General features: G+C 55.0%; 21 protein-coding genes and 1 pseudogene. 4 read left to right on the forward strand and 18 right to left on the reverse strand.

What is annotated here, in order from left to right; genetic code table 11:
- Positions 1-79 precede the first annotated feature (79 nt).
- Both HV242_RS11090 and HV242_RS11095 read left to right on the forward strand, forming a co-directional pair.
- Complete coding sequence (locus HV242_RS11090; protein WP_014170105.1) at positions 80-367, forward strand: VF530 family protein; 288 nt, start codon at positions 80-82, stop codon at positions 365-367.
- Between the two features lie 7 nt (positions 368-374).
- The gene (locus tag HV242_RS11095) at positions 375-1,667 is read left to right on the forward strand and encodes a glycoside hydrolase family 10 protein (RefSeq protein WP_025204161.1); all 1,293 of its coding nucleotides are present in this window, start codon (positions 375-377) and stop codon (positions 1,665-1,667) included.
- A gap of 48 nt (positions 1,668-1,715) precedes the next feature.
- Here HV242_RS11095 and dsbG read toward each other — a convergent pair whose 3' ends face one another.
- The 18 genes and pseudogenes from dsbG to HV242_RS11185 form a co-directional block, all read right to left on the reverse strand.
- Positions 1,716-2,474 (reverse strand): thiol:disulfide interchange protein DsbG, encoded by a 759-nt coding sequence (dsbG, locus tag HV242_RS11100; RefSeq protein ID WP_050736814.1) that lies wholly within the window; start codon positions 2,472-2,474, stop codon positions 1,716-1,718.
- Between the two features lie 42 nt (positions 2,475-2,516).
- Positions 2,517-3,128 (reverse strand): DsbA family protein, encoded by a 612-nt coding sequence (locus tag HV242_RS11105; protein WP_050736815.1) that lies wholly within the window; start codon positions 3,126-3,128, stop codon positions 2,517-2,519.
- 7 nt (positions 3,129-3,135) lie between these two features.
- Entirely contained in the window at positions 3,136-5,169 is a 2,034-nt protein-coding gene (locus tag HV242_RS11110) for a protein-disulfide reductase DsbD family protein (protein ID WP_050736816.1), read from the reverse strand.
- 47 nt (positions 5,170-5,216) lie between these two features.
- Complete coding sequence (locus tag HV242_RS11115; RefSeq protein ID WP_050736817.1) at positions 5,217-5,588, reverse strand: hypothetical protein; 372 nt, start codon at positions 5,586-5,588, stop codon at positions 5,217-5,219.
- An 87-nt stretch (positions 5,589-5,675) separates the two neighbouring features.
- Positions 5,676-6,233 carry an RNA polymerase sigma factor gene (locus HV242_RS11120; protein WP_080471938.1) on the reverse strand — a complete coding sequence of 186 codons (558 nt, stop codon included), beginning with the start codon at positions 6,231-6,233 and terminating at the stop codon, positions 5,676-5,678.
- Between the two features lie 5 nt (positions 6,234-6,238).
- A complete protein-coding gene (locus HV242_RS11125) occupies positions 6,239-6,658 on the reverse strand; it encodes a hypothetical protein (protein WP_014170113.1) in 420 nt (139 codons plus the stop codon).
- 479 nt (positions 6,659-7,137) lie between these two features.
- Entirely contained in the window at positions 7,138-7,566 is a 429-nt protein-coding gene (locus HV242_RS11135) for a WapI family immunity protein (RefSeq protein ID WP_080471936.1), read from the reverse strand.
- Positions 7,567-8,209: 643 nt separating this feature from the next.
- Positions 8,210-8,548 (reverse strand): contact-dependent growth inhibition system immunity protein, encoded by a 339-nt coding sequence (locus HV242_RS11140; protein ID WP_063858456.1) that lies wholly within the window; start codon positions 8,546-8,548, stop codon positions 8,210-8,212.
- Positions 8,549-8,557: 9 nt separating this feature from the next.
- The gene (locus HV242_RS11145; protein ID WP_063858457.1) at positions 8,558-9,373 is read right to left on the reverse strand and encodes an RNase A-like domain-containing protein; all 816 of its coding nucleotides are present in this window, start codon (positions 9,371-9,373) and stop codon (positions 8,558-8,560) included.
- A gap of 173 nt (positions 9,374-9,546) precedes the next feature.
- A pseudogene (locus tag HV242_RS24230) lies at positions 9,547-9,756 on the reverse strand (replication endonuclease); the annotation flags it as partial.
- A gap of 131 nt (positions 9,757-9,887) precedes the next feature.
- Positions 9,888-11,438 carry a methyl-accepting chemotaxis protein gene (locus tag HV242_RS11150; protein WP_050736843.1) on the reverse strand — a complete coding sequence of 517 codons (1,551 nt, stop codon included), beginning with the start codon at positions 11,436-11,438 and terminating at the stop codon, positions 9,888-9,890.
- Between the two features lie 97 nt (positions 11,439-11,535).
- A complete protein-coding gene (locus tag HV242_RS11155; RefSeq protein ID WP_050736844.1) occupies positions 11,536-12,552 on the reverse strand; it encodes a LacI family DNA-binding transcriptional regulator in 1,017 nt (338 codons plus the stop codon).
- Positions 12,553-12,580: 28 nt separating this feature from the next.
- Entirely contained in the window at positions 12,581-13,987 is a 1,407-nt protein-coding gene (locus HV242_RS11160) for a sucrose-6-phosphate hydrolase (RefSeq protein WP_050736845.1), read from the reverse strand.
- Positions 13,987-15,357: a sucrose-specific PTS transporter subunit IIBC gene (locus HV242_RS11165; protein ID WP_025204151.1), complete on the reverse strand. Its 1,371-nt coding sequence runs from the start codon at positions 15,355-15,357 to the stop codon at positions 13,987-13,989. The genes HV242_RS11160 and HV242_RS11165 overlap by 1 nt, the downstream gene beginning before the upstream one ends.
- A 67-nt stretch (positions 15,358-15,424) precedes the next feature.
- On the reverse strand, positions 15,425-16,942 hold the full coding sequence (locus HV242_RS11170; protein ID WP_014170154.1) for a carbohydrate porin: 1,518 nt from the start codon (positions 16,940-16,942) through the stop codon (positions 15,425-15,427).
- A gap of 173 nt (positions 16,943-17,115) precedes the next feature.
- Positions 17,116-18,021 (reverse strand): aminoimidazole riboside kinase, encoded by a 906-nt coding sequence (locus HV242_RS11175; RefSeq protein ID WP_049022379.1) that lies wholly within the window; start codon positions 18,019-18,021, stop codon positions 17,116-17,118.
- Positions 18,022-18,110: 89 nt separating this feature from the next.
- A complete protein-coding gene (locus HV242_RS11180) occupies positions 18,111-19,322 on the reverse strand; it encodes a diguanylate phosphodiesterase (protein WP_072126419.1) in 1,212 nt (403 codons plus the stop codon).
- A gap of 93 nt (positions 19,323-19,415) precedes the next feature.
- Positions 19,416-20,897, reverse strand: coding sequence for an alpha/beta hydrolase (locus HV242_RS11185; RefSeq protein WP_063858459.1), 1,482 nt, complete (start codon positions 20,895-20,897; stop codon positions 19,416-19,418).
- A gap of 266 nt (positions 20,898-21,163) precedes the next feature.
- Here HV242_RS11185 and HV242_RS11190 point away from each other — a divergent pair, with 266 nt between their 5' ends.
- Both HV242_RS11190 and ddpX read left to right on the forward strand, forming a co-directional pair.
- A complete protein-coding gene (locus HV242_RS11190) occupies positions 21,164-22,018 on the forward strand; it encodes a MurR/RpiR family transcriptional regulator (RefSeq protein WP_025204147.1) in 855 nt (284 codons plus the stop codon).
- A 12-nt stretch (positions 22,019-22,030) separates the two neighbouring features.
- Entirely contained in the window at positions 22,031-22,606 is a 576-nt protein-coding gene (ddpX, locus tag HV242_RS11195) for a D-alanyl-D-alanine dipeptidase (RefSeq protein ID WP_047744692.1), read from the forward strand.
- The last annotated feature ends 4 nt before the right edge of the window (positions 22,607-22,610 follow it).

Raw genomic sequence — 22,610 nt, forward strand, 5'->3', positions numbered from 1 at the left:
AAATTGCCGCTTCCCCTGCTTTCTTGTACCCTTTCGTCGTTAACCCCAACCCCACAAGAACTGAGACATCCGGACGCTTATGACTGCACACCTTTCTAAAGACCCTTTACATGGTGTAACGCTGGAGATGCAGGTCAATGCCCTGGTTGCACGATATGGCTGGAGTGAGTTGGGCGATCGAATCAAAATTAACTGTTTCAGAAAAGACCCAAGCGTTAAATCGAGCCTGAAATTTCTGCGCCGCACACCCTGGGCTCGCGCAGAAGTTGAAGCCCTGTATCTTGATTCCCTGAATGATGAGGGGATCGCAGAACCGGACGAACCCGCCTTTAACCCCTGGGCTAACAGTCGGATAACCAAGAGCTAAAACGCAAATGACGCGACATGTAAAACGGATTGGTGCGCTGACTGCCTGCGCACTTTTACTTGTTAGTTGCTCCTCAAAACCACCAAAATCACTGGTAACGCCTCTCCCAACCGCGAGCAAACCGACCCAGCAGGCTAACGAGCCGATGCGTGGGATCTGGCTGGCAACCGTCTCACGCCTGGACTGGCCTCCGGTGGCCTCAGTGAATGGCCGCGATGCGCAAGACCGCATCGCGATGCAAAAACAGGCCCTGACGAACAAGCTCGACAAGCTTAAGCACCTCGGTATCAATACCGTGTTTTTCCAGGTCAAACCGGACAGCACGGCGCTCTGGTCGTCTAAAATTCTGCCGTGGTCAGATATGCTCACCGGCAATATCGGCGAGTACCCGGGCTACGATCCGCTGCAGTTTATGCTCGATGAAGCGCACAAGCGCGGCATGAAAGTCCATGCCTGGTTCAACCCTTACCGCGTTTCAACCAATACCAAACCGTCGACCATTGCCGCGCTGAACCGCACGTCGTCATTGCAGCCTTCCAGCGTTTATGTCCAGCACCCGGAATGGATCCGCATTGCCGGCGATCGTTTTGTGCTCGACCCCGGCATTCCGCAAGTGCGTGACTGGATAACGCAGGTGGTCACCGAAGTGGTTGCGCACTATCCCATTGATGGCGTGCAGTTTGACGACTATTTCTATACCGAATCACCGGGATCCGCGCTCAATGACGCGCAGACTTTCAGACAATACGGTCAGGGATTTGCCTCTAAAGCAGACTGGCGCCGCCACAATACACAGCAGCTGATTGTGCAGGTCTCCCGGGCCATTAAGCAGACGAAGCCTGGCGTGGAGTTTGGTGTCAGCCCGGCTGGCGTATGGCGTAACCGCTCATTCGACCCGGCAGGCTCAGACACGCGCGGTGCCGCAGCCTACGATGAATCCTACGCCGACACGCGTCAGTGGGTGCAGCAGGGCCTGCTGGACTATATCGCGCCACAAATATACTGGCCTTTCTCCCGGGATGCGGCGCGCTATGACGTGCTGACGAAATGGTGGGCAGAGGTGGTGAAACCGACGCATACCCGCCTGTATATCGGCATTGCGTTCTACAAGGTAGGTGAACCGTCGAAAAATGAGCCGGACTGGACGGTTCAGGGCGGCGTGCCGGAGCTGAAAAAACAGCTCGATCTCAACGATTCACTTCCCAACGTGAATGGCACGATCCTGTTCCGCGAAGATTATCTTAATCAGCCGCAGACGCAGGAAGCCGTCAGCTACCTGCGCGGACGCTGGGGTAGCTGACCGGTCAACATCAGGCAGAAACACCCTGTTTCTGCCTGTTTTTTTTTACTACGGCTTCGGCCCAAACATCGCCTCAAGCTGTTTTTCATCCGGCATGCCGACCACCTGCTGAAGCTCATTATCGGCATTCAGATAATAAATGGCGGGCGTGGCGTTCGCGCCCAGGTTGTCCATTAACGTCTGGTGTTTTTGCAGTATGTTGACGGTTTCACGGGATGCAGTGCCCTGCGGTTTTGGCAATTTTTTCCCGCCTGAAAGCTCGTAATCACGCCAGGCCGAAACGGGATCTTTCGCATTCAGGATAGCGGAGGCATTACGCCCACTGTTGGGGTTGAGAAACGCCACCAGCAGCGTATTAAGCTGCACCTTGCCCGCCTTCACCCAAGGCTGCGCCTCGGACCAGAATTGCTTACAGTACGGGCAGAACGGATCGGCAAAGACGAAGACTTTGCGCGGAGCGTTATCCGCCCCCTCTTTCAGGGGATGCGCCGCGTTCAGTTGCTTCCACATTTCGCGTCCCATCGGGGCGTAGATCTCTTTCTGGAAATAGCCTTCACTCAGGTTTTTTCCTTTTTCATCGTACAGATAGCCAGAAATTACGTGCTTGCCGTCAGGGGTTAAAAACAGCGTAACGCCCATATCCTGATACTGCCCCAGCCAGGCCGGCGCGCCCCCTGGCGCATCAATTTTCTTAATGATTTTGATATTCTGCTGCTCGCTGAAGAGCTTCACCACATCCGGTATCGCTTCAGCGGCCTGCGCCAGCCCTGACGTTGCCAGCACCGACAGTAACAGTAATTTTTTCATTTTCCGCTCCGGGATCATTGGGGGCGAACCGCCCCCTTCACGTTAACGATTTTTCAGTGCGTCACTGACCATTTCATCGAACTGTTCAAAAGGAACCCAGCCCGGGAGTAACCCTTCGCCAATCAGCGTGGCCGGTGTTCCCTGGATACCCATCTTTTCGGCGATGATCAGGCTGCGTTTGATCGTCTCCAGGCTCTCATCATCAGGCGTTGTGACGTTCACCCCGGCCCGTTTTTGCGCCTCCTGAATGCTGGCGTCATCGTGATATCCCTTTTTGGCCATCAGGGTATGGTTAAATTTCATAAATTGCTCAGGATGCGCGCGCCAGACGGTTAAGGCATCGCGTGCTGAGGTCAGTGAACTTTCCGACCGGAAAGGCAAAAACTTAAATACCACCGCCACATCCGGGTGTTTTTCGACGATCTTTTCCAGGTAAGGATCGAATTTCTTGCAGTACGGGCAGTTGTAATCCGTAAAGACCACCAGGGTGAGCTTCGGATCCTTAGCGCCAATGCGCGGCGAGTCCGGGTCGTTAAACAGAAAGTCATAAACCATCTTCTGTGCACGTTGCTCCTGTTCCGGCGTCATGGTCTGCGCCGCCATCACCTGTGCTGAGGTCAACAGTAGCAGAAGCGTTATAAGGATTCTTTTCATAATACATTTAGCCTTTAGCGTTGTTCAGGGTGGCAATAAGCGTGTCTTTATCCAGCAACGGCGAAAGCATCTCCCCCTCAGGGAAGCCCGGGCCGTACACCTCATTAAACGGGATGGCGTAACGGTTTCGCTTTTCAAGGAATTCGGCGATAAACGATGACGGCTTACTCCAGTCGCCACGCAGCGCCACCACGTCCGACTGGCTAAGCGCGGCAATAACGTCAGGCTGATTCAACACCCGATGCTCGTTCACCTTGCAGGTAACACACCAGTCCGCGGAGATATCCACGAAGACCCGTTTGCCCTGCGCAAGGGCACCCTGAATAGCGTCTTCACTTAGCGGTTGCCACGGGATTGCCTGAGCGACGCCTGCGGTGTTTGTTACAGGCGGTGAGGTAAGCAACCCGCGCAGCTGGTACCCGCCAAAGGCTGACAGCGCGATCACCACGCACCAGAACAGTGGCGAGGTTTTCTGCCCGGTCATCGCAAGCAGTGCGATAGCGACGACGATAAGCACTAACATCACGCTCTGGCTCACCGCGTCGCCCAGATGCGGGCTAAGCAACGTCACCAGCCACAGGCTGGAAGCCAGCATCATCAGGCCAAGAATAATTTTCAGGCCGTTCATCCAGCGACCGGGTTTTGGCAGCAGCATGGCGGTTTTTGGAACCAGCGCAACGAACAACCACGGCAAACTCATCCCCACGCCGAGCATCAGGAAGATAAGCCACAGGGAATGCAGCGGTGCGCCAAGGGCAAAGGCCACCGCCGTGCCGAGGAACGGCGCAGAACATGGTGTGGCCAGTAGCGTGGCAAACATCCCTTCGCAGAAACTGCCGGCAAGCCCCGTTCCCCCTGCCGTTGCCAGCCGTCCTGCGGCGGCAGAAGGCAGCAGCATCTCAAACGCCCCGAACAGATTGAGTGCGAAGAGGAAGGTCACCGCGACCATCAGGCCAATAAACCACGGATTCTGGAACTGAATACCCCAGCCCAGCGAGGCACCGGTCAGCTTAAGCGCGGTTACCATTGCGGCCAGCAGCATAAAGGAGACCAGGATCCCGGCACTGGTTGCCAGAAAACGGAGCCTGATCATCCGTCTGTCTGAGCCCGCATGGAGCACGCTGTTGAGCTTCATGCCCATCACCGGCAGCACGCAAGGCATCAGGTTCAGGATCAACCCGCCCAGTAGCGCAAAGAGCACCATTTTGCCGGTTCCCTCAGACACGCCCGCCGCTGACGGTTCCGCGGGCGTTGCCCCGACGGTCATCACGGTTTGCTGCGCTTTGTCGCCATTGGTGAGCACAAACGACAGCGCTTTTCCCTGCAGCGAAGTGGGTTTATCTCCCCACTCATCGGTCACGGGCACCGTTACCCGAAGCTGATTGCCGTCGGCTTTGAGGGTCGGTTCACCGGGAAGAATGTCGCCTTCCAGCGGGTCAAAATAGATCCCCGGCTTGTCCCATTGCCCTTGTGTGGTTCCCGTAATGATCAGCTTGTCATCTGATAACCAGGCCGACAGATCTGCGGACACGCCAGATGTCGCGGGAATGGCCTGCATCGCGCGTTCAAACGCGTGGCTGAATCCCTCATCCACCGGCTGGTTAAAATCAAGGTGCAGCTTATAGTCCGTCAGCAGACAGACATTACTGCACGTGGAAAGGGTAAGCGTCCCGTCGAGTACATCCCCCGCCGCACCGTCGAGGGTGATGGGGATGATGACCTTATCGTGATAGCCCTGAGTGGTCATCCCGGAGATATCAAAGCGCGAAGGCACCGGCCAGTGCCAGTCATCCGTTACGCCAGCCGGCCAGGTGATTTTCGGGGCTACGCCGCCCTCGCCGGGTGAACGCCAGTAGGTTTTCCAGCCTGGCTGCAGCTCAACGGTGAGCAGCGCGAGGATGCGGTTTTGCTCCCTTTCCGCCTGAACGCGGATCCGGGCATGATCGTTTTGCGGGGAAACCAGCCAGCCTGTATCCGCCGCATGGACAATGCCGATGCAGGACAGCCACAGGAAGACGAATCCCCTGAAGAGGTTAAACATGTTTTACTCCGTGAATAGTGAAAATTATCGTGTGGTGACGATGCTTTTCATTCACGGAAAACGCAGTTTTTGAGGTGTATTCGGGGAGGCGGTGCCTGAACGGGCTGTTCTCTCGGAACGCATGCCCGCCCTTGCGTAAACAACTGAAGTAGCGCGAAGAAGATGATAATCGCCGGTAGCGCACCATCAAAGAACAGAGGCTGAGCACAAAGCAGCGAGTGTGCGCCTAACTGACACGGCGATGGCCCGGACGGCTCAGCGTCGTTGGTTTGAACCGGGGCATCAGCAATCAGGGTCGTTTGCGGATCCAGTCCCTGCAAAAAATGGTTGAGATAAACCGCACGCTGCACCAGGCAAATAGCCATCGCCAGACATGTGATTATCAAAAGCCATTTTCCCAGAAGCTGACGGTTGCGCATAACGTTCCAAATTTACCAGACGCCCCGATCATAAACGATAGTGATGAATCTACAAGTCCTGATAATGTAAGGTTTTGTCTGTCGCCGTTAGTCACCGGTCAGCGCATCATAGACGTCCCGCAGTCGCGTGCGCAGGAAAAGCACCGCCTTGTGCTTACGCGATAACAGCGCCTGCTCGCTGGCCCCGGTTTCCTCTACCAGCATTTTAATGCTGTAGCCCTGGAGCTCCGTTTTTTCAAAAACCTCGCGCTGAGGGGGCGGAAGTTCAGACAGCGCCTGACCCAGCTCTTCCCACAGCAGCGTTTTGAGGTACTCCTCCTCCGGCGTATGCGGGACACCGAACAGGGTTTCCGCCAGTTCATCTTCGGGGAAGTCCTCATCATCCCCGGTAAAGTATCCTGAAAGAGAGACCTCACGCTTTTTCCGCGCCCGGTCGGTCATCTCATTACGTGCCGCGCGAAACAGCCAGGCGGCGACGTTTTCGACCGGCTGCTCCACTTTCATCAGCTGATAGGTGACTTCCTGCAAAATATCGTCGGCATCATCGCGCACGGATGTTCGTCCGCGGATAAAGGCTTTCAGCCGGGCGCGGCAGGCATTAAGCGCCGACATCAGCAATGACTCTCCCGCCAGCCCGGTTTTCATCTCGCTCACTCTGCTTCCGGCGTTTTCGGCGCGCTGTCGTCGCGTTTATCTTCGCGATGACCGTGCCAGCCGCAATGCCCGCGACCATGGCGACCAAAGCCTTCGCGACGCTGCTGAATAAACGCCTCACGCTGTTCGGGGGTCATGTTCATCCAGCGTTCGTGCATACGACGGTGCGCGCCGAACATCCCCGGGCGGAAACCCAGTCCGCCGAACAGGATCCGGCTTAATACCAGAATTCCCAGCGCCTGCCAGAAACCGATGGCTTTCACGCCAAGAATGGCCGGGAGTAAGGCATTCCACAGGGTCATGACCACCAGTCCCAGCACAAGGACGATTACCGCACCTATCACCAGCCCTTTACCCATACGGTGGCGGCCAAACCCGCGTCCGTGCCCTCTTCCGTGCATATCGAAATCTCTCATGGTGTTTACCTCATTTACAGTGATTGAGTATGGCTTGTGATGAGGTAGACGGATGAGGCGGGGAAATATTGCTGGGGAGAATATAAAATTTTTTGTACTTACGGATTTTAACGCATACCGCTCACGACGGGTGGGCGCTATGCGTCACCTCCCGACACATCATCTCGTACGAAAAATTCGTTTAAGTAATGCGGTGGCGATAACGGCCAGGATGATTGCCAACAACGCAAGGAAGATGAGTGAGGATAATAGCGGGTTTAGCAAGCCACCTAAACGGGTAAAGTCGCTGGTCGTTAAAAGGCTTAAAGTCACTCATACCATATGCTTACCAGTTCGCCGTTGGTATAGCGCTCTTTTTGCCGGGTGACGGGCTCCGGCAACTGAGGCTCCAGGCATAACTGACATGTCATGTGCCGTTTTCCTCTTAAGAAATAAAACGACCTGCATTTTAAGTGTCGGTCTTTTGCTTAATCCAGGCATCAGTTTTGCCATGAAATGATGTCGTCCAGACCTGAGAGCATGTCGGGAAAGTAACTTTCATCAATATCGAAGGAATCGTCAAGGGTAATACTGTCAGCATAGTTTTCGGGCTTCAGTACCATACTAACGCCAATAGCACCGGCAAAATGCGCCTGATGAAACTTAAGCATAACCTCCTCGAATGCCGAGGTTAAACTAATATCCTTAGACTTTCCCCCTGTCTTTAAAGCCTGATGGAGAGCATGTGTATCATTCCTGAATTGCTCGAGTTGACCGACAAAAAACTCTGCAGCAAACTCAGTTTTTAAGACAGGGATCGAGAATTCAACCCATACCATAATACGGCTATAGGCAGGCACCTCCTCTTCAGTCAGCCTTTCATAGGGTGTTAATTTAAGATGCCTGTCACCACTTGTGATATCTATCATGATCCCCTCTTCACGGCATGTACTGAAAATACATGATTGTCCAGTTAGTCTCCCTGAACAGAACCTCAAAACGATTAGACTCTTAACTATAAGTGCCTTTGTTTTTCCTGTCTTCCACAAGCTGAAACCTGGGTGCTGTCGCGATTTTCCAGCTACGTCAGACATTAAAAAGGCTCCCTCAGGAGCTTTTAAAAATACATTAAAATAATGAAATAAAAGGATTTATTTCAGATTACGTCCACATATTGACCACATCGATACACGAATCCTCGCAAATGCGGGGCTTTTGTTTTAACAGAAATTGATAATGTAGGAACACATTTAGCAGACAAATACCATGGTTTTTGACTGTTTGCTACGAACGAGACCACGTCTGGCGCGCAGTGCTATCTCCACCTCGCCTGCCCGCTTAACGCGTCGCTTTAAATACAGGTGCATCAGGAACCCCAAGCTGCACCAGCTCTGACGCTGGCTGGTAAAACCTGAAAATAAAAACGCATGCAAACTAATGCACCAGATGCATTCGCCGCTTAAAAACGGGAAAATAGTGAAAAAATGGCATAAAAAAACCGACATTAGTGATATCGGCTTCGTGATGGACGTTCCGTCTGGTTTATACAATATTGTTTTAGTCAATCTGATACTAAAAATTAGATAACTCAGTCGAGTAACCGCTGGCAGTCATGTAGCTGATCAGCCGAGCTTTAACAGTACTGAGCCATTCCTGCGCCGTCATATTCCATCCCTCAGGTGCAAACTCATATCGGTAACGCTCCGAAAAAACCTGAACGCCATCGGGCTGAGACTCTATCTCGATTAAATTCGCCAGGAGCATTCTGAGGCTGAACTCAGGCGAAGTGGTCAGATATTCATTCAACAAATTATCAAAGTTGCAATCGGCATCAAAAATATCGCAATCCTGGCCGAAATAGATCACAACCAGATTATCAAGTTCACATGGCTTATAAATATCTGCATTCATAATGCTTCCTCACGGTATCGGGTATGCCGTCACAATATAATAAAGCTTACCATTATATGTAGTTGGTCTGATAACTAATCGCACCCCATATACTTTCCTGACCGTATCTGAACCTTTTTCGACGAAATAGCCCACAGGAAGTCTGAAATTGTGTGCATAGGCTAGGGTAGTGCGCGCATTCGAATACTTAAGTGCCGCCTCAATCTGAGATTTCTTTACAGTCAAAACCTCTGAAATTACCAGTTCAGCTTGTCGGATATTAAAAAATGAGCTGGATGCAACTGGGGCGCGTGGTTCCAGAAATCTGGCTTTCAACTGCTCAGGTGTTTTACCTACATGCCGAGCGATAGTATGTCCCAGCTTACCTCCCTCATGCTCCAGCAGTCGAATGCGCCCCGAGTATACGGATCCAACCCGAGCGGCTCCGAGTGCTCCCGCAAACGCAAAAGGCACTGCAATATCAAAGGTCACTCCAACTTTATATGCTGTATCCGCACTCGCACCCAGCTCACCAGCAGCGATCTCTACCAGCTGCGCGGTGGCGGTAGAAGTCTGTCTACCGGTAATAACCTGTTTAAATGATGTGGTTATGGTATCAAGACTATGAGAGCCAACAACAACACATCCCGCTTTAGATAGCATTGTGGGCTCAGGAACTACGCACAATACACCTGCACCGAACATTTCTACAACGCCGTTAAGGACACCCAGACCGCCCCATAAACGGTTGCTCATGGTCTCCCCTTCACTGATGGTTTGACCGTGCAATATAGCGGCCATCTGTACCGGAGATAACGTAACGGTAAGTCCTTCCTCGGTTTGCATATAAACTCCCTTTTATCATTAAGCAGTTAATACGGAGGTTATTACCCATCAGAAGCAAGGTCAATAATAACTCACCAGACTAACGCCTCGCTCGTTGTTTAACACCACCGAGACTGAAATCAAGTTTCAGCACAGGCGGCGTTAAATCTTTCATATAACCCACGCTGTTTGAGTTAGATTTCCGGCCACCTATCAACAACCGGATATTTGAATTTTTTATCGCCATAAATCACCGTTGCCCCACGCGAGCGCGCGTCGAGCTCCCACCATTCCGGGGTAATACCCTCCTGAGCCTAATCGAAACGAATTCTTGCGACGCGACCGCCACGGCAGCTGATGGCGCTTGTTTTCAGCAGCGCATTGCTTCTTTGCTGTCGATTCGAGTAATTTGTACAAGCTCAGAGCCAGGTGCTGGCCGTAGATGCCCACAACGTTTCCCTCGTAAGATTGCTAGCGCAACTTTCCAGCTACGCCAGACATTAAAAAGGCTCCCTCAGGAGCCTCTCATTATCAATCACGCCTGCGCCGGCAAACTAAAGCTCGAAATACTCCTTGAGAGCTGCTGCGCCTGCTCTTCCAGGGAAGCGGCGGCTGCGGCGGACTGCTGAACCAGCGCGGCGTTCTGCTGGGTCACGCCATCCATCTCTGTCACCGCCTGACCAACCTGGCTGATCCCACGGCTTTGCTCTTCAGAGGCCACGGAGATCTGCTCCATCAACGTATTCACTTTATTCACGGAGCTGATAATAGAATCAATGACCTCGCCTGAACGGTTCACCAGTTCAGCACCGTTTTTGACGCTGGAAACCGACTGAGCAATCAGGCTTTCAATGTCTTTCGCGGCAACCGCGCTTTTCTGCGCAAGGGTGCGCACTTCACTGGCCACCACGGCGAAGCCGCGTCCTTGTGTGCCGGCGCGTGCTGCTTCAACCGCGGCGTTGAGCGCCAGAATGTTGGTCTGGAAAGCAATGCTGTTGATGACGCTGGTGATGTCCTCGATGCGCTTAGAGTTCGCCGCGATGGTATTCATCGTTTCGATCACTTCGCGGGTCACGGCCTCACCGGTGTGCGCATTGTTCACCGCGTCCTGCACCAGTTTTCCAGCCTGGTGAACGTTATCGGTGTTATTCGCCACGGTCGCGCTCAGCTCTTCCATGCTGGCCGCCGTCTGGGTTAACGCGGAGGCCTGCTGCTCGGTGCGTGAAGCCAGATCGATATTCCCGGAAGCAATTTCCTGCGCGGCGTGGGTGACGGTATGGCTCGCGTCACGCACCTGGGCGATAGTCGACAGAAGCGCCTGGCGCATCTGCTCCATTGAGCCCATCAGGTGATCGATTTCATTGCCGGAGGTGCCTTTTACCGGCACTGGAATGTCCAGTTTACCGGCGGCAATCTGGCTGCAGTGCTCGCGTGCCAGGTTGACCGGTGCGAAAACAAAGCGCTTCATCAGCAGGCTGACGGCAACAATCACGATTACAAACAGCAAAGCAATCGCCGCAATGATCGCCAGACCGGAGATGAAATTACTGCTCGCATCCTCGTTCAGGGTTTTGGCATATTTCTGGTGAACGGCAAGCACCTGGTCGAGAACGATTTCATATTGACGGTCGAGGCGGGACACCTCCGGGATAAGCGCATTAAACTTCGCGACATCGTGCGCAGCGGCGGCGTCAATCAACGGTGCCAGCCCCTGGTTACGGTAGTTTTGCCAGGCATCCTGATACGCGCTCACCAGCGGCGCTTCATCCGACAGGCGCGGAGACGCCATAAACGCCGCAAAGGCATAATCCGCTTTTGTGAGGGCCTCTTTAACCGCGGAAAGTTTCGCTGACTCATCAGCCGAGTTCCCCGCTTCCACCATCTTCACGTACTCCATCACCCTGACGCGCAAGGTACGGCTGTGGTTGATGGGGTCAATGATCGACAGCACAACCTGGATTTCTTTGTTCACATTATCCAGGGAATTATTACTTTTAATGATGAGGCCAACGCTGGTAATGGTGCTGACGACAAAGAAGAAAAGTAGAGCAAAAAGGACAATCAGGGATGATTTTTTTAACGACATGGACCGATACCTCAAGAATAAACATTCCCTATCGTTATCGGCCGATCCAAAACTTAAATTAATTAAAGTTATTAACGTTTCCCTTCAGCAGCCAGGCCTATGATTTCGCTTTATAGCGCCGCTGCAGGGTGGCATCCAGTTTTCGCTGTAACGGTTGTGGCGTTTCGCCGTCGATCAGTTTTCCAATCAGATCAAAGCAGTGCCATGCCAGCTGGCGGTTATCCTGGCGAATGGTATCAACCGGAATGGTGAGCGAGTCGTAGAGGTAGTGGTCGTCAAAGCTGGCTAACCGGATATCACTTTGCATCAGGTTATGCTGACCCATATAGCGCAATACCCCTTCCAGCAGACCACAGGCGGCAGTGAACAAGGCTTTTGGCGGGCGTCCCAGGCGGGCGCACAGCTCGGCGAACATCTCGTAGCCGGAGCTCGGGTGATAGTTGCCGTGAATGATCCACTCCGGGCGCAGCGCCACATTGGCCTCCTGCAGCCCTTGCTTAAACCCTTCCAGACGATCGCGCGTCGGGGAAAGCCGCGGCTGCCCGCCAAGGAAGTAAATTTCATCAGGATGCTGGCGCGCAATGTCGGCCACCAGTTCCGCTGTCGGGGTAATGGAATCGGTGATCACCAGCGGCAATGTGCTGTCGTTCATATGGCGGTCAAAAAGGACGACCGGCAACTGTTCGCTCAGCTTCTGGTAGTCGGCATCATTGAGCATACTGGAGGCCACAATCAGCCCGTCCACCTGACGCGCCACCATGTTATTAACCACCACCGTCTCCTGCCCTGGGTTTTCATCACTGCAGGAGATGAGCAGTTGAACGCCTGCCTCGCGGCACAGCGTCTCCAGTTCGTGAGAAAACACCGCAAACCCGTAGTTGGTGATCTCCGGCACCACCAGACCGATGGTGTGGCTACGGTTATCACGCAGCGAGCGCGCGTGAATGCTGGGCTGGTAGTGATGCTCTTTCGCAATCGCCAGCACGCGCTCACGCGTCTCTTCCGCCACGCGGAGCTCTTTGCTGCGCCCGTTCAGTACCAGGCTGGCGGTGGCTTTTGAAACCCCCGCCAGTTCCGCGATGTCTTTAATTGTGACGCGTTTTGTTTTTCTCACAACGACTTAGATCCGGCTGCCAAAACCCTTATTCTACCATGCAGCCGCGCAGCGACCAGTAGCGTAATGTGATGTCGGACGCACCTTCGAATCGCACCCGTGCCGGATGGTCAGGAAAATAGCGGCTGCTCATCACCCCTTCGCCATGATTGATGAAAATTTCAACGCTGGAGCTGTCACACAGAATGCGTAAATGATGAACGTCGCCCCGCCAGTAACGGGTCAATGTCTCCCCGGTTTTCAGGCTGGCGCGTTCCAGACGCAACCCGCTGTCCTCGACGATAAGGCACAACGCACCGGCGAAATCCACGGTTACAGAAGATGAGGTGAGCTCGAACTCAAGGCGCGTCGCATCAAGAGCCGGGGCATCGCTGGCGTTACCTTGCCAGCAACATTCCTCTTCACGCAGTGCGTGCAGTTCGCGCACCGGAGTCTGCCACAGTTTGCCGTCATGGAAGTGTAATTCTCGCGGACAGGTCATCTGATGGATCCACCCCTGCGCACGTGTGGGCTGAAACATCTCTTCTCCGTCCGGCACGCCCATCCAGCCGATCAGGATCCGCCGTCCGTCTTCCGCCACCGTGGTTTGGGGAGCGTAGAACTCGAAACCGGCGTCCAGCTCGTGCAACTCGCCATGTTTAAACGTAGCGCGGGTATGGTCGAACGCCCCGCTCATCCACGTGGCCGGATAAGTATTGAGATAGCGATGCGGTTCGCGCGCCAGCCCCTGCGGACAGCAGATCAATACGTGTGTCCCGTCGAGGGCAAACAGGTCCGGGCACTCCCACATGTATCCCGCCTCGGTCAGGCCGTTCACGCCATGACCGGCAATCTCTCCGCAAGACGCCCAGTGGTGCAAATCGGCAGATGTGAACAGCAGCACCTTGCCGCGTTTTTGCAGATCCTGCGCCCCCAGTACCATGAACCACACCCCGTCGTGCTGCCACACTTTCGGGTCACGCACATGGCCGGTGTAGCCTTCCGGCAGCGCAAGGACCGGACCGAGTTTTTTGAATGTACCGTCGGGCTGTTGCGTGGCAAGGCACTGCCAGGCGGTGCGGCTGCCATCATCAAATTTCACGTTGCCGGTATAACACAGCGTCAGGACACCGTTGTTATCGACGGCGCTGCCGGAATAGCAGCCGTTGCGGTCATACTCCTCATCGGGCATCAGCGCCATCGGTTCATGCTGCCAGTGCACCAGGTCTGCGGAGCTCCAGTGTCCCCAGCACTTATAGCGATGGTCGCAATCCAGCGGATTCCACTGATAGAACAGGTGGTAGCGCCCGGCAAACCAGATAAACCCGTTAGGATCGTTCATCAGCCCCGTCACCGGTGCCGGATGCCATTGCGGATAATGGCTGTCGGCGTAAGCACGCGGCAGGCCTTTCATGACGGCCTGCAGGATTGCAGGCCAGCGGGAAGGTAACGTCATTATTCAGAATCCGTTTTATATTTCAGCAGCAGCGAGACGGTAAACGCCACGCCGAAGGCAATCACCATGCCGATAATATAGTTGAGCAGCGAGCTTGCCTGCACGATCGCCATGCCCGGGATGGCAGTCAGCCCGACGGCGGTCATATAAACATGTACCGAGACCACCCACGCCCCGCCTGCCGCACCGCCAATCAGCGCGGCGATAAACGGTTTCACGAAACGCAGGTTGATACCAAATATTGCCGCTTCGGTAATGCCCAGCATGGCCGAAAACGCGGACGGTAACGTAATGGCTTTAATTTTTGCGTCTTTGGTTTTAAACCAGACCGCCAGACAGGCTCCCCCCTGCGCCACGTTGGCCATCGCCCAGATAGGCAGCAGGAAGTTAACGCCAATCGACGGATTCCCCAGTAACCCGGCTTCAATGGCATGGAAACTGTGGTGAATACCGGTGATAACGATAACCGAGTAAAGCCCGCCAAATAACAGCCCGGCCAGCCAGCCCGCATGGGCGATCAGGGTGCTCAGAACAAAGGAAATGCCATCCCCTAACGCACGCCCGGCCGGGCCAATGATCAGCAAGGCAATAAAGCCGGAGAGAATAACGGTGAGGAACGGCGTCAGGATCAGATCTAACGCATCCGGAATAATACGGCGCAGGTTTTTCTCCACGATACTCATAAACCAGACGGCCAGCAGCACCGGGAACACCGTTCCCTGATAGCCAATCATGGCAATCTCAAGGCCGAAGAAGTTCATGGTGTGGAAGCCAGACGCCACGCCCCAGGCGTTAGTCAGCGCCGGATGCGTCAGAATGCCGCCGAGGGTCGCCCCCAGATATGGGTTACCGCCAAATTCACGCGCGGCCGTGAAGCCAATCAGGATCGGCAGAATGATAAACGCCGCTGAGCTGCACATATCCAGCATGATATAGAGTGCGTTATCGGCATTGACCCAGCCGTAGGTTTTGACCATCCCGAGCAGGCCCATCAGTAAACCGGAGGCCACAATCGCAGGAATGATCGGCACAAAGATGTTCGAGAGCAGTCGGGCAATGCGCTGGAACGGGTTCAGCTTGCGTGCCGCCAGGTCGGCCGCTTCGGACTTGCTGGATTCGCTAATCCCTGCCGCCTGGATAAACGCGGCGTAGACCTTGTTAACCACCCCCGTACCAAAAATCACCTGCATCTGCCCGGCGTTGCGAAAACAGCCTTTAACGCCGTCAACCTTGCCGATGGCCTGCTGATCGGCAAGCGTGTCATCGACCAGCACCAGTCGAAGACGCGTTGCGCAGTGCGCCGCACTGGCGATGTTCTCTTTGCCACCGAGCAGCGGAATGAGCGCGCGGGCGATATTATCAAAATCCATAGATACCTCTGCCTGACTGTATTTTTATGATGTGAAAAACGCTCCCGCACTGCGGGAGCGTAAAAGGTTAAAACCAGGTTTCCATCTGTACCCCAAAGTTCCATTCCCCGCCGGCGTTGAAACCGCTGCTGCCAAAGGCATCATCGCTGGCGTAATTATCCAGTTTGCTGCTCCAGTCCATCCAGGTGGCGAACAGACGCAACTCAGGACGGCTGAAGAAATCGCCGATCTTGCCCGCTTTTAACGTTGGGGCAAAGGTCAGCTTGTAGAAACTTCCGTTGACGGCGTTTCGGTCTTTATACCCTTCCGGGTTTAAATCCATGTACTGATAGCTGCCCTCAAACGCCAGGGCGAAATTCTGCGTGACCTCTTTAATCAGGCGGGTATTGAGCGTGACCCACTCATAGCTGTCGCCTTTGACATAGCGGTCTTTACTGCTCTGGGCCAGAACGGCAGGCGCGATATGCCAGCCGCCACCAAGAGGCGTGACACCGTAACTTGCAAAGCGCCAGGTATCGGCTTCAGACAGCAATGCGCCATCGGAACCGATGCTCTTCACCTCTGCCCCCAGCCCGTGGCCGTACAGCAGCGCCGTTTTGGCAGAACCTTCGCGCAGGCCGTAGAAACTTTCATTGTGCAATCCGACCAGGGCATGGACGCCATTGTTGGCGGCGTCGGTTTTTATCAGATCGCCATTGCTGTCTTTGCGGTCGTCGTTGTCTTTTGCCCGCAGGCCGCTCACCATCAGCTGGAACGGCCCGGCGAAGTGGTTCATGCTGAGGATGTAGTTCTGAACGTTATTGTCGATTTGCTCTTCGCTGCCGAAGTTACGCCCGTAAAGAGAGAAGTTGCTGCGCAGCGATTCATTCCATTTCACGTCATACACGCCACCACCGGTACCGGCCAGGAACACCACATCGGAATCCAGCCAGTGAATATCAAAGTTATCCCGGTCGAAGCGTTTACCGGCCCAGAAGGTACTGCCCTTCAGCGCGCCGGTAAAATCAGGCAAATTGCCCAGTTCAGCAAACGCCTGACGAATATTGAGATCGCTGGTGTCAGCGGACCAGTCGTTATAGGTTTTCTGACCATCCGCCAGCATGGCCTTGAAGCGCGTGGTCGCCCCGTTATCCAGGGTCTGTTTGTGTTCCACATTCAGCTCAACGTAGGTATCGGCTTCATTCCCCAGACGCCCGACCGCGCCACCGGTTTCCCCGGCTGGCGTCAGATAAGGGCCGCTTTTACTGCTCGACGCCGCATCGTTCATCAGCAGGCCAGAACGGGCATAGCCATGAAACTCAAACCCACTGCTCTGATCGGCTTTCTTCTCCAGTGCGGCGGTACGTTGCGCCACTTGCTGGGTTGTTGTTTGCGCCTGCTGCTGGGCAGTCACCAACTGCTGCGTTTTTTGTTCTGCGTCGGTGGCGCGTTTCTCCGCAACCTGCGCGCGGGTTTCCGCGGCCTGAAGACGCTGCTCCAGAGCAGCAAGACGCGCTTCGATACTCGTCATATCCGTTTGGGCAAAAACAGAGGTACTTCCGGCCAGCATGCCTATCATCACGGCAAGTCTGCGTTTTTTATACATTTTGTCGCATCCCTAAAAGAAGTCATTGAAAGTGCTAAATTGCTAAACCGGTTTAGGTTGATGATACTAAACCTGCCAATTTTGGATCGGCAATCTTTTTTGCTAAACCGATTTAGTAAGTGTGATCGAGGCGACAATTCAGGCCGTCGACAGACGGCCCGTTGCGGGAGGAATTACAGTTGCGGGTGATAAGGCAGCGCGGTCATCGCCCCTTTAGCCGTGGTGGCTAACGCGCCGCAGCGCTGGGCTAATGCGATCACGCGTGGAAGATCGTGGCTGTCGATACTCCCAGCGAAAGCCAGTCCATAAAGCAGTCCCGCTACGAAGGCATCACCTGCGCCGGTGGTGTCCACGCATTCAACGGGGGTTGCCGGATAATGCTTCATCGTTCCGTCATGCCAGGCGATGACCCCGTCTTTGCCCTGAGTGACCAGCACCAGCCGGGCCGGACAGCGGCGCATCAGCGCGGCCAGCCCTTCCGTGACCCCAAGGTCGGCGGTTAAAAAAGCCAGTTCTTCGACGGAGAGTTTGACGACGTCAGCGCATCGCAGCGCCTGTTCGAGGCAGCGGCGCAGGTCGTCCTCATCCGGCCAGAGATCCGGGCGGATATTGGGGTCGAAACTGACATAACCCCCCGCTTCCCTGACCGCGTTCATGGCCTGAAACGTTGCAGAACGGCTCGGTTCAGCGCTCAGGGCAATGGAACAAACATGCAGCCACTCTCCTGCGCTAAAGGGCGGCAGGTCGGCTGACGCCAGAAACAGATCGGCGCTCGGGCGAACCATAAAGGTGAAAGAGCGTTCGCCCTGTTCGTCCAGATCCACGACCACGGTTGACGTGCGGTGTGCCGGGTCGAGGCGCATCCAGTTTACGTCAACCTGCTCGTCAGCCAGCGTTTTATGCATAAAGCGACCGAAAGGATCGTCGCCAACCCTGCCGATAAAGGCGCTTTTCCCGCCCAGACGGGCAATACCGACCGCCACGTTCGCCGGCGCGCCGCCGGGGCATTGCAGCAACCGGCCTTCTCCCTCCGGTAATAAATCCACTACCGCATCGCCAAGTACCCAGATTTTTTGCATGTGATCCTCTCAGCTAAACAATGTTAAACCGTTTTAGCTATTTAAGCACAGGCAGGACGAAGGGGAAATAATACGGAAGGAAAATTGGCTTAACGCACCAGGTGTGGCCAGCTAATATCGCCTACGCCATTCAGCGCTGGACGGGCAAACAGAAAGCCCTGAAAACGTCGGATCCCGGCAGATTCAAGCCAGCACCACTCTTCCAGCTTCTCGATGCCTTCCGCCACCAGGGTGATTTCAAGGTCGGTGCAGCAGCTGACTATCGAGCGCACAATCGCCTGTTTTGGCCCACTGAGATGAATATTGCTGACAATTTCGCGGTCAATTTTAATTTTATCCGGCTGGAATCGGGTCAGCAGTGAAAGCCCGGCGTAGCCCGAACCGAAATCATCGATCGCCAGGCCAATACCTTCAGCGCGCAGGTGTTTAATGGCGCTAATGAACTTGTTGAACCCGGAAATCATCTCGTTTTCGGTCACTTCAATGACCACCTGCTCCGGCTGAAGCCCATGTTGTTTAATCTGTTCAACCAGAAACTCCACGGCGCCAGGCACTTTCACCAGCGACATCGGGAGAAGATTTACCGCGATTTTATGGCTCCCGATCCCCAGTTTATCGGCCAGCGCAAAAGCCCAGGCTTTGGTCTGGAGATCGACTTCATAGATTTTGTCCTGATCGAGGCGGCTGAAAAAATGCTCCGGGCTTCCCCCGTCATTACCGCGGATAAGGGCCTCAAGTGAACTGATTTTCCCTTCCAGCGGTTCGACGATGGGCTGGAGGGCGAACTGGCAGGTTTGTTTGTCCAGCAGACCCAGACTCTCGCCAAACGGCGATTTCTCACGCGAGAGCGTCCATTTCTCCGGGGCAAAACGCGCCCCCGACGGGGCCGGTCGTTTGCCGGTAATAAACGTCTGAATAAATTTGAACACCCGATCATCAGATGTCAGATAACTGTCCAGTTTGCTGTAGTGTAGCACCGACTGCAGAACGTCTTTCGGCGACTGGTTCTGCAGGTCAAACAGCAGCATACCGACATTCTCAAAACGTCTGCGGGGGCCGTAATCCCGCATAAGCTCAACCACGCCGCTGTGCCGCTTATCCTCACGGATCTTCTGAAACAGCCTAACCACACTCTCTTCCGAGCCTTCGAGGAGTTGCAGGACATCATCTCCTTTTGAAAGAAGAACGCCGGTAATATTCAACCCGGCATTGCGCGTCCTGGCCTGTTCAACCAGCGCCTGGAGTTCGGCGGATCGGCAGGATAAATTCAACTGGCTGCGGTAGATAAGAGTAGTCAGCACAAAAACGTGTTCCGATAAGAGGTATGCGTTGGACATTACTGTTTAACATACTTCATCTGCGCGACCTAACAGATTAACCCCTTGCGGGAGAGGCTACTTTTTCTCATCCCCGATGCGTCTGTCAATCCTCTCCTGCATGTAGGCATAAAACGGGTTCGAGGTCACCCGCATTAACGCGTCTTTGCCTACACTCAGCACGGAGGTTTCCCCCCACAGCGCAATCGTGCCGAGGCTAATGCCATACCGGTTTTTCTCCGCAGGATGTCGGCCATAGAGATCGTCATCAGGTGGGAACGGCACGGCGACATGCGACAGTGAATAGACCTCCTGCGGCCAGGACATCGCCAGCGGTACCGCGGTCTCATCGGTGCGTCCCGCAGGGGTTATTTTCGCCACCGCGGCAAAACTGTCCGCGCTGGCATTGGTAATAATCGTGACACCGTAACGTCTTTTCGCCACAGGCAGTAACTCAGAGGTCGCCGCCCACGACGACGGTTTAAAGAGAGGACGGAAGCTGGCGGCCTGATTGATATCAAATACAACCAGCTCGCTGCCGTTCGCCGGAAGCTGGTCAAATAACCCGGTGACCACGGCGCGGGTGCTGACCGTTGAATCCATCACCGACTGGAATGCGAGTACCGGTGGCAGCTGGTCCAGTCTGTGCTCCCGGGCATCCCGCCCCATCTGCTCCTGCAGGGCTTGGGTCAAGAGCCATGACTGGCGCGCCGCATTGACCGGGAAGGAGTTGTATTTATACGGATTATATTCCGGCGAGATGTTTAACCATGCCGCTTTGGCAAACGGCGGTAACATCGCCGGCAATCCGGCCAATCCTGCAAACCGGGCGAACGCCGTAACGCCAATCATTGGCGAGAGCAGAATGAGCTGTTGCGGTTTGCGAAGCGCAGGCGTGTCCAGCGCATCAAGGGCATATTTCATCGCCAGCGCCCCACCGTTGGAGTAACCCACCAGATGCAGGGGAACATTGTCTCCCGCCAGCCGCGTGGCTTCGCGCACGGCAAGGCGCGTCGCCGCCAGCCACCTCTCCCAGTCAACGTCCGTCAGCGCGCCGGGCGCGGTGCCGTGACCGGGCAGGCGTGGAACCACCGCCACAAAACCGTGCTGCTGATAATCGCGGGCAAGATGCCGGACACTGTAAGGCGAATCTGTTAGCCCGTGCAGCAACACCACCGCGCCGCGTGGCGTTCCGGCGGGCATCAGCACAAAGGAGCGGTTGGCATCGGGTGAAAATTTACCGGGCCAAACCAGGCTCTGACGGTAGTAGCGGTTTAACGGCGTGCGCTCCTCACCCTGGGTTTTGCGCGTTACCGCGTTATCCAGATCGGCGAAAATGGCGTTTTCCCGGGCGACATACAGGGCAAAATTCGCCTTATCTATCTCGCGTACGGACATCTCATCTGCCCGCCAGGTATGCCAGAGATGCAGTTCCGGCCCCTGCTGCGAGAGATAAACCCGAACCGCGAGCAGGACGATCAGTACCACTCCTGCGATCATCGCCATTTTCTTTGCGAGCGCCATCAGACGCACGCTGATACGCCAGGGCAAGTTCGCCATGCCGGGATCCCTTTCATATTTACGTTGTCTCTATCTTATCAAAAATGTGAAGACGCTGACGTATTCACGAAATTCATACCTCCCCGCTCAGCCAGTGCACCAAAAGTGAACTACGCTGCACAAATGTTGATCATTGGTTAACTAAATATTGCATGAAGTTTGCAGCACAGCGGCGTCCCGTCGCGATGTGGACATGGCACGCGTCATGCATTGTTAATCAAATAACACAAACCTGACGACTGACAGCCTGTTAACAGCGAGGCGGTATGACGACAAAACCCGAGGTGTTGAGCCGTATTGAAGCCACGTTCAGCCAACTGACCCCCAGCGAGAAGCGGGTGGCAAGCTGGCTGCTGGCGCATGCCGCACAGATCCCGTTTGAAACGGCTGAAAGCGTGGGTCTGGCGACCGGCACCAGCGGCATTACCGTGGGACGCTTTCTGCGAAAACTCGGCTACCGCAATCTGGAAGATGCCAAAAAGAGCCTGCGCGACCCGCATCAGCCCTGGGGTATGAACGAGCGGCTGGACTCCTGGCAGCAGCAGTCCCCTCTGCCCAACCGCCTTCAGCACTCTCTGTCGCTGGAGGTGGATGCCATCACCCAGGTTTATCAGCTGGCGCACACCGACGCATTCCGCCAGGTGGTTCATCAGCTTGCCCACGCCGATGCGGTTTTCGTGCTGGGGATCCAGTCGACACGTGGGATAGCCAACGCCTTCTTCAGTCATCTTGAGTACCTTCGCCCGCGCGTCAGCTACGCCGAAGGCGCGTCCGGCAGCTGGGTTGAATCCCTGAACTCCGGTTTCGCCCACCCCTACGTGGTACTGACCGATACCCGCACCTATTCCACCATTGCGCGGCAGTACTGTCGGGTCGCGAGCGAAAAAGGTATTTCGCTGGCCCTGATCACCGATATCTGGTGCCCGTGGGCGCGGGATTACCCGCTTGATTTACTGCAGGTGAAAACCGAAACCGGCCATTTCTGGGATTCGCTGGCACCTGTGAGCTGTCTGTTCAACCTGCTGCTGTCAGGTGTCGTGGAAGCGCTGGGTGATGCCCTTCCACAGCGGCTGGCGGTAAACCGACAATTACAACAAGAGTTTGGTCAATTCGAACGTTAAAGGAGCGGAGCTATGCCCCCAGAGAGTGAACTGATTGATGTGGCGAAGACCTTCCCTGCGCTGCATATCGATCTGAAATACGCCACATCCGACAACATCACGGGCCGTCCGATTTATCAGGAGGCGCTGTGCCTGCTGCATACCGATGCGGCCACCGCGCTGGCGAAAGCCATCAGCATCGCCGCACTGGCCGGGCTGAAGCTGGTGGTCTACGACGCTTATCGTCCGCAGGAAGCGCAGGCTCAGTTGTGGGATGCCTGCCCGAACCCGGAATACGTGGTTGATGTGGCGATTGGTTCCAACCACAGCCGCGGGACGGCCATCGACGTTACGCTGATGGACGAACAGAACACCGTGCTGGATATGGGGGCCGGTTTTGACGAAATGCACGATCGCTCGCACGCCTGGCACCCGTCCGTGCCGCCGCACGCGCAGCGCAATCGCCTGCTGCTTAACGCCATCATGTCCGGTGGCGGCTTTGTGGGAATCAGCAGCGAATGGTGGCACTTCGAGCTGCCGAACGCGGCCAGCTATCCCCTGCTTGACGATCGTTTTGCCTGTTTCCCGTTGACGCACACCCCTCTTTAAAACT

This window comes from Enterobacter sp. RHBSTW-00593 (genome assembly GCF_013784105.1).
GTDB classification, from domain to species: Bacteria; Pseudomonadota; Gammaproteobacteria; order Enterobacterales; family Enterobacteriaceae; genus Enterobacter; species Enterobacter ludwigii.

Excerpts from the sequence above, each read along its gene's own strand:
- HV242_RS11090 (WP_014170105.1), top strand. The coding sequence starts at position 80 with ATGACTGCACACCTTTCTAAAGACCCTTTACATGGTGTAACGCTGGAG.
- HV242_RS11095 (WP_025204161.1), top strand. The coding sequence starts at position 375 with ATGACGCGACATGTAAAACGGATTGGTGCGCTGACTGCCTGCGCACTT.
- dsbG (WP_050736814.1), bottom strand. The coding sequence starts at position 2,474 with ATGAAAAAATTACTGTTACTGTCGGTGCTGGCAACGTCAGGGCTGGCG.
- HV242_RS11105 (WP_050736815.1), bottom strand. The coding sequence starts at position 3,128 with ATGAAAAGAATCCTTATAACGCTTCTGCTACTGTTGACCTCAGCACAG.
- HV242_RS11110 (WP_050736816.1), bottom strand. The coding sequence starts at position 5,169 with ATGTTTAACCTCTTCAGGGGATTCGTCTTCCTGTGGCTGTCCTGCATC.
- HV242_RS11115 (WP_050736817.1), bottom strand. The coding sequence starts at position 5,588 with ATGCGCAACCGTCAGCTTCTGGGAAAATGGCTTTTGATAATCACATGT.
- HV242_RS11120 (WP_080471938.1), bottom strand. The coding sequence starts at position 6,233 with ATGAAAACCGGGCTGGCGGGAGAGTCATTGCTGATGTCGGCGCTTAAT.
- HV242_RS11125 (WP_014170113.1), bottom strand. The coding sequence starts at position 6,658 with ATGAGAGATTTCGATATGCACGGAAGAGGGCACGGACGCGGGTTTGGC.
- HV242_RS11135 (WP_080471936.1), bottom strand. The coding sequence starts at position 7,566 with ATGATAGATATCACAAGTGGTGACAGGCATCTTAAATTAACACCCTAT.
- HV242_RS11140 (WP_063858456.1), bottom strand. The coding sequence starts at position 8,548 with ATGAATGCAGATATTTATAAGCCATGTGAACTTGATAATCTGGTTGTG.
- HV242_RS11145 (WP_063858457.1), bottom strand. The coding sequence starts at position 9,373 with ATGCAAACCGAGGAAGGACTTACCGTTACGTTATCTCCGGTACAGATG.
- HV242_RS11150 (WP_050736843.1), bottom strand. The coding sequence starts at position 11,438 with ATGTCGTTAAAAAAATCATCCCTGATTGTCCTTTTTGCTCTACTTTTC.
- HV242_RS11160 (WP_050736845.1), bottom strand. The coding sequence starts at position 13,987 with ATGACGTTACCTTCCCGCTGGCCTGCAATCCTGCAGGCCGTCATGAAA.
- HV242_RS11165 (WP_025204151.1), bottom strand. The coding sequence starts at position 15,357 with ATGGATTTTGATAATATCGCCCGCGCGCTCATTCCGCTGCTCGGTGGC.
- HV242_RS11170 (WP_014170154.1), bottom strand. The coding sequence starts at position 16,942 with ATGTATAAAAAACGCAGACTTGCCGTGATGATAGGCATGCTGGCCGGA.
- HV242_RS11175 (WP_049022379.1), bottom strand. The coding sequence starts at position 18,021 with ATGCAAAAAATCTGGGTACTTGGCGATGCGGTAGTGGATTTATTACCG.
- HV242_RS11185 (WP_063858459.1), bottom strand. The coding sequence starts at position 20,897 with ATGGCGAACTTGCCCTGGCGTATCAGCGTGCGTCTGATGGCGCTCGCA.
- HV242_RS11190 (WP_025204147.1), top strand. The coding sequence starts at position 21,164 with ATGACGACAAAACCCGAGGTGTTGAGCCGTATTGAAGCCACGTTCAGC.
- ddpX (WP_047744692.1), top strand. The coding sequence starts at position 22,031 with ATGCCCCCAGAGAGTGAACTGATTGATGTGGCGAAGACCTTCCCTGCG.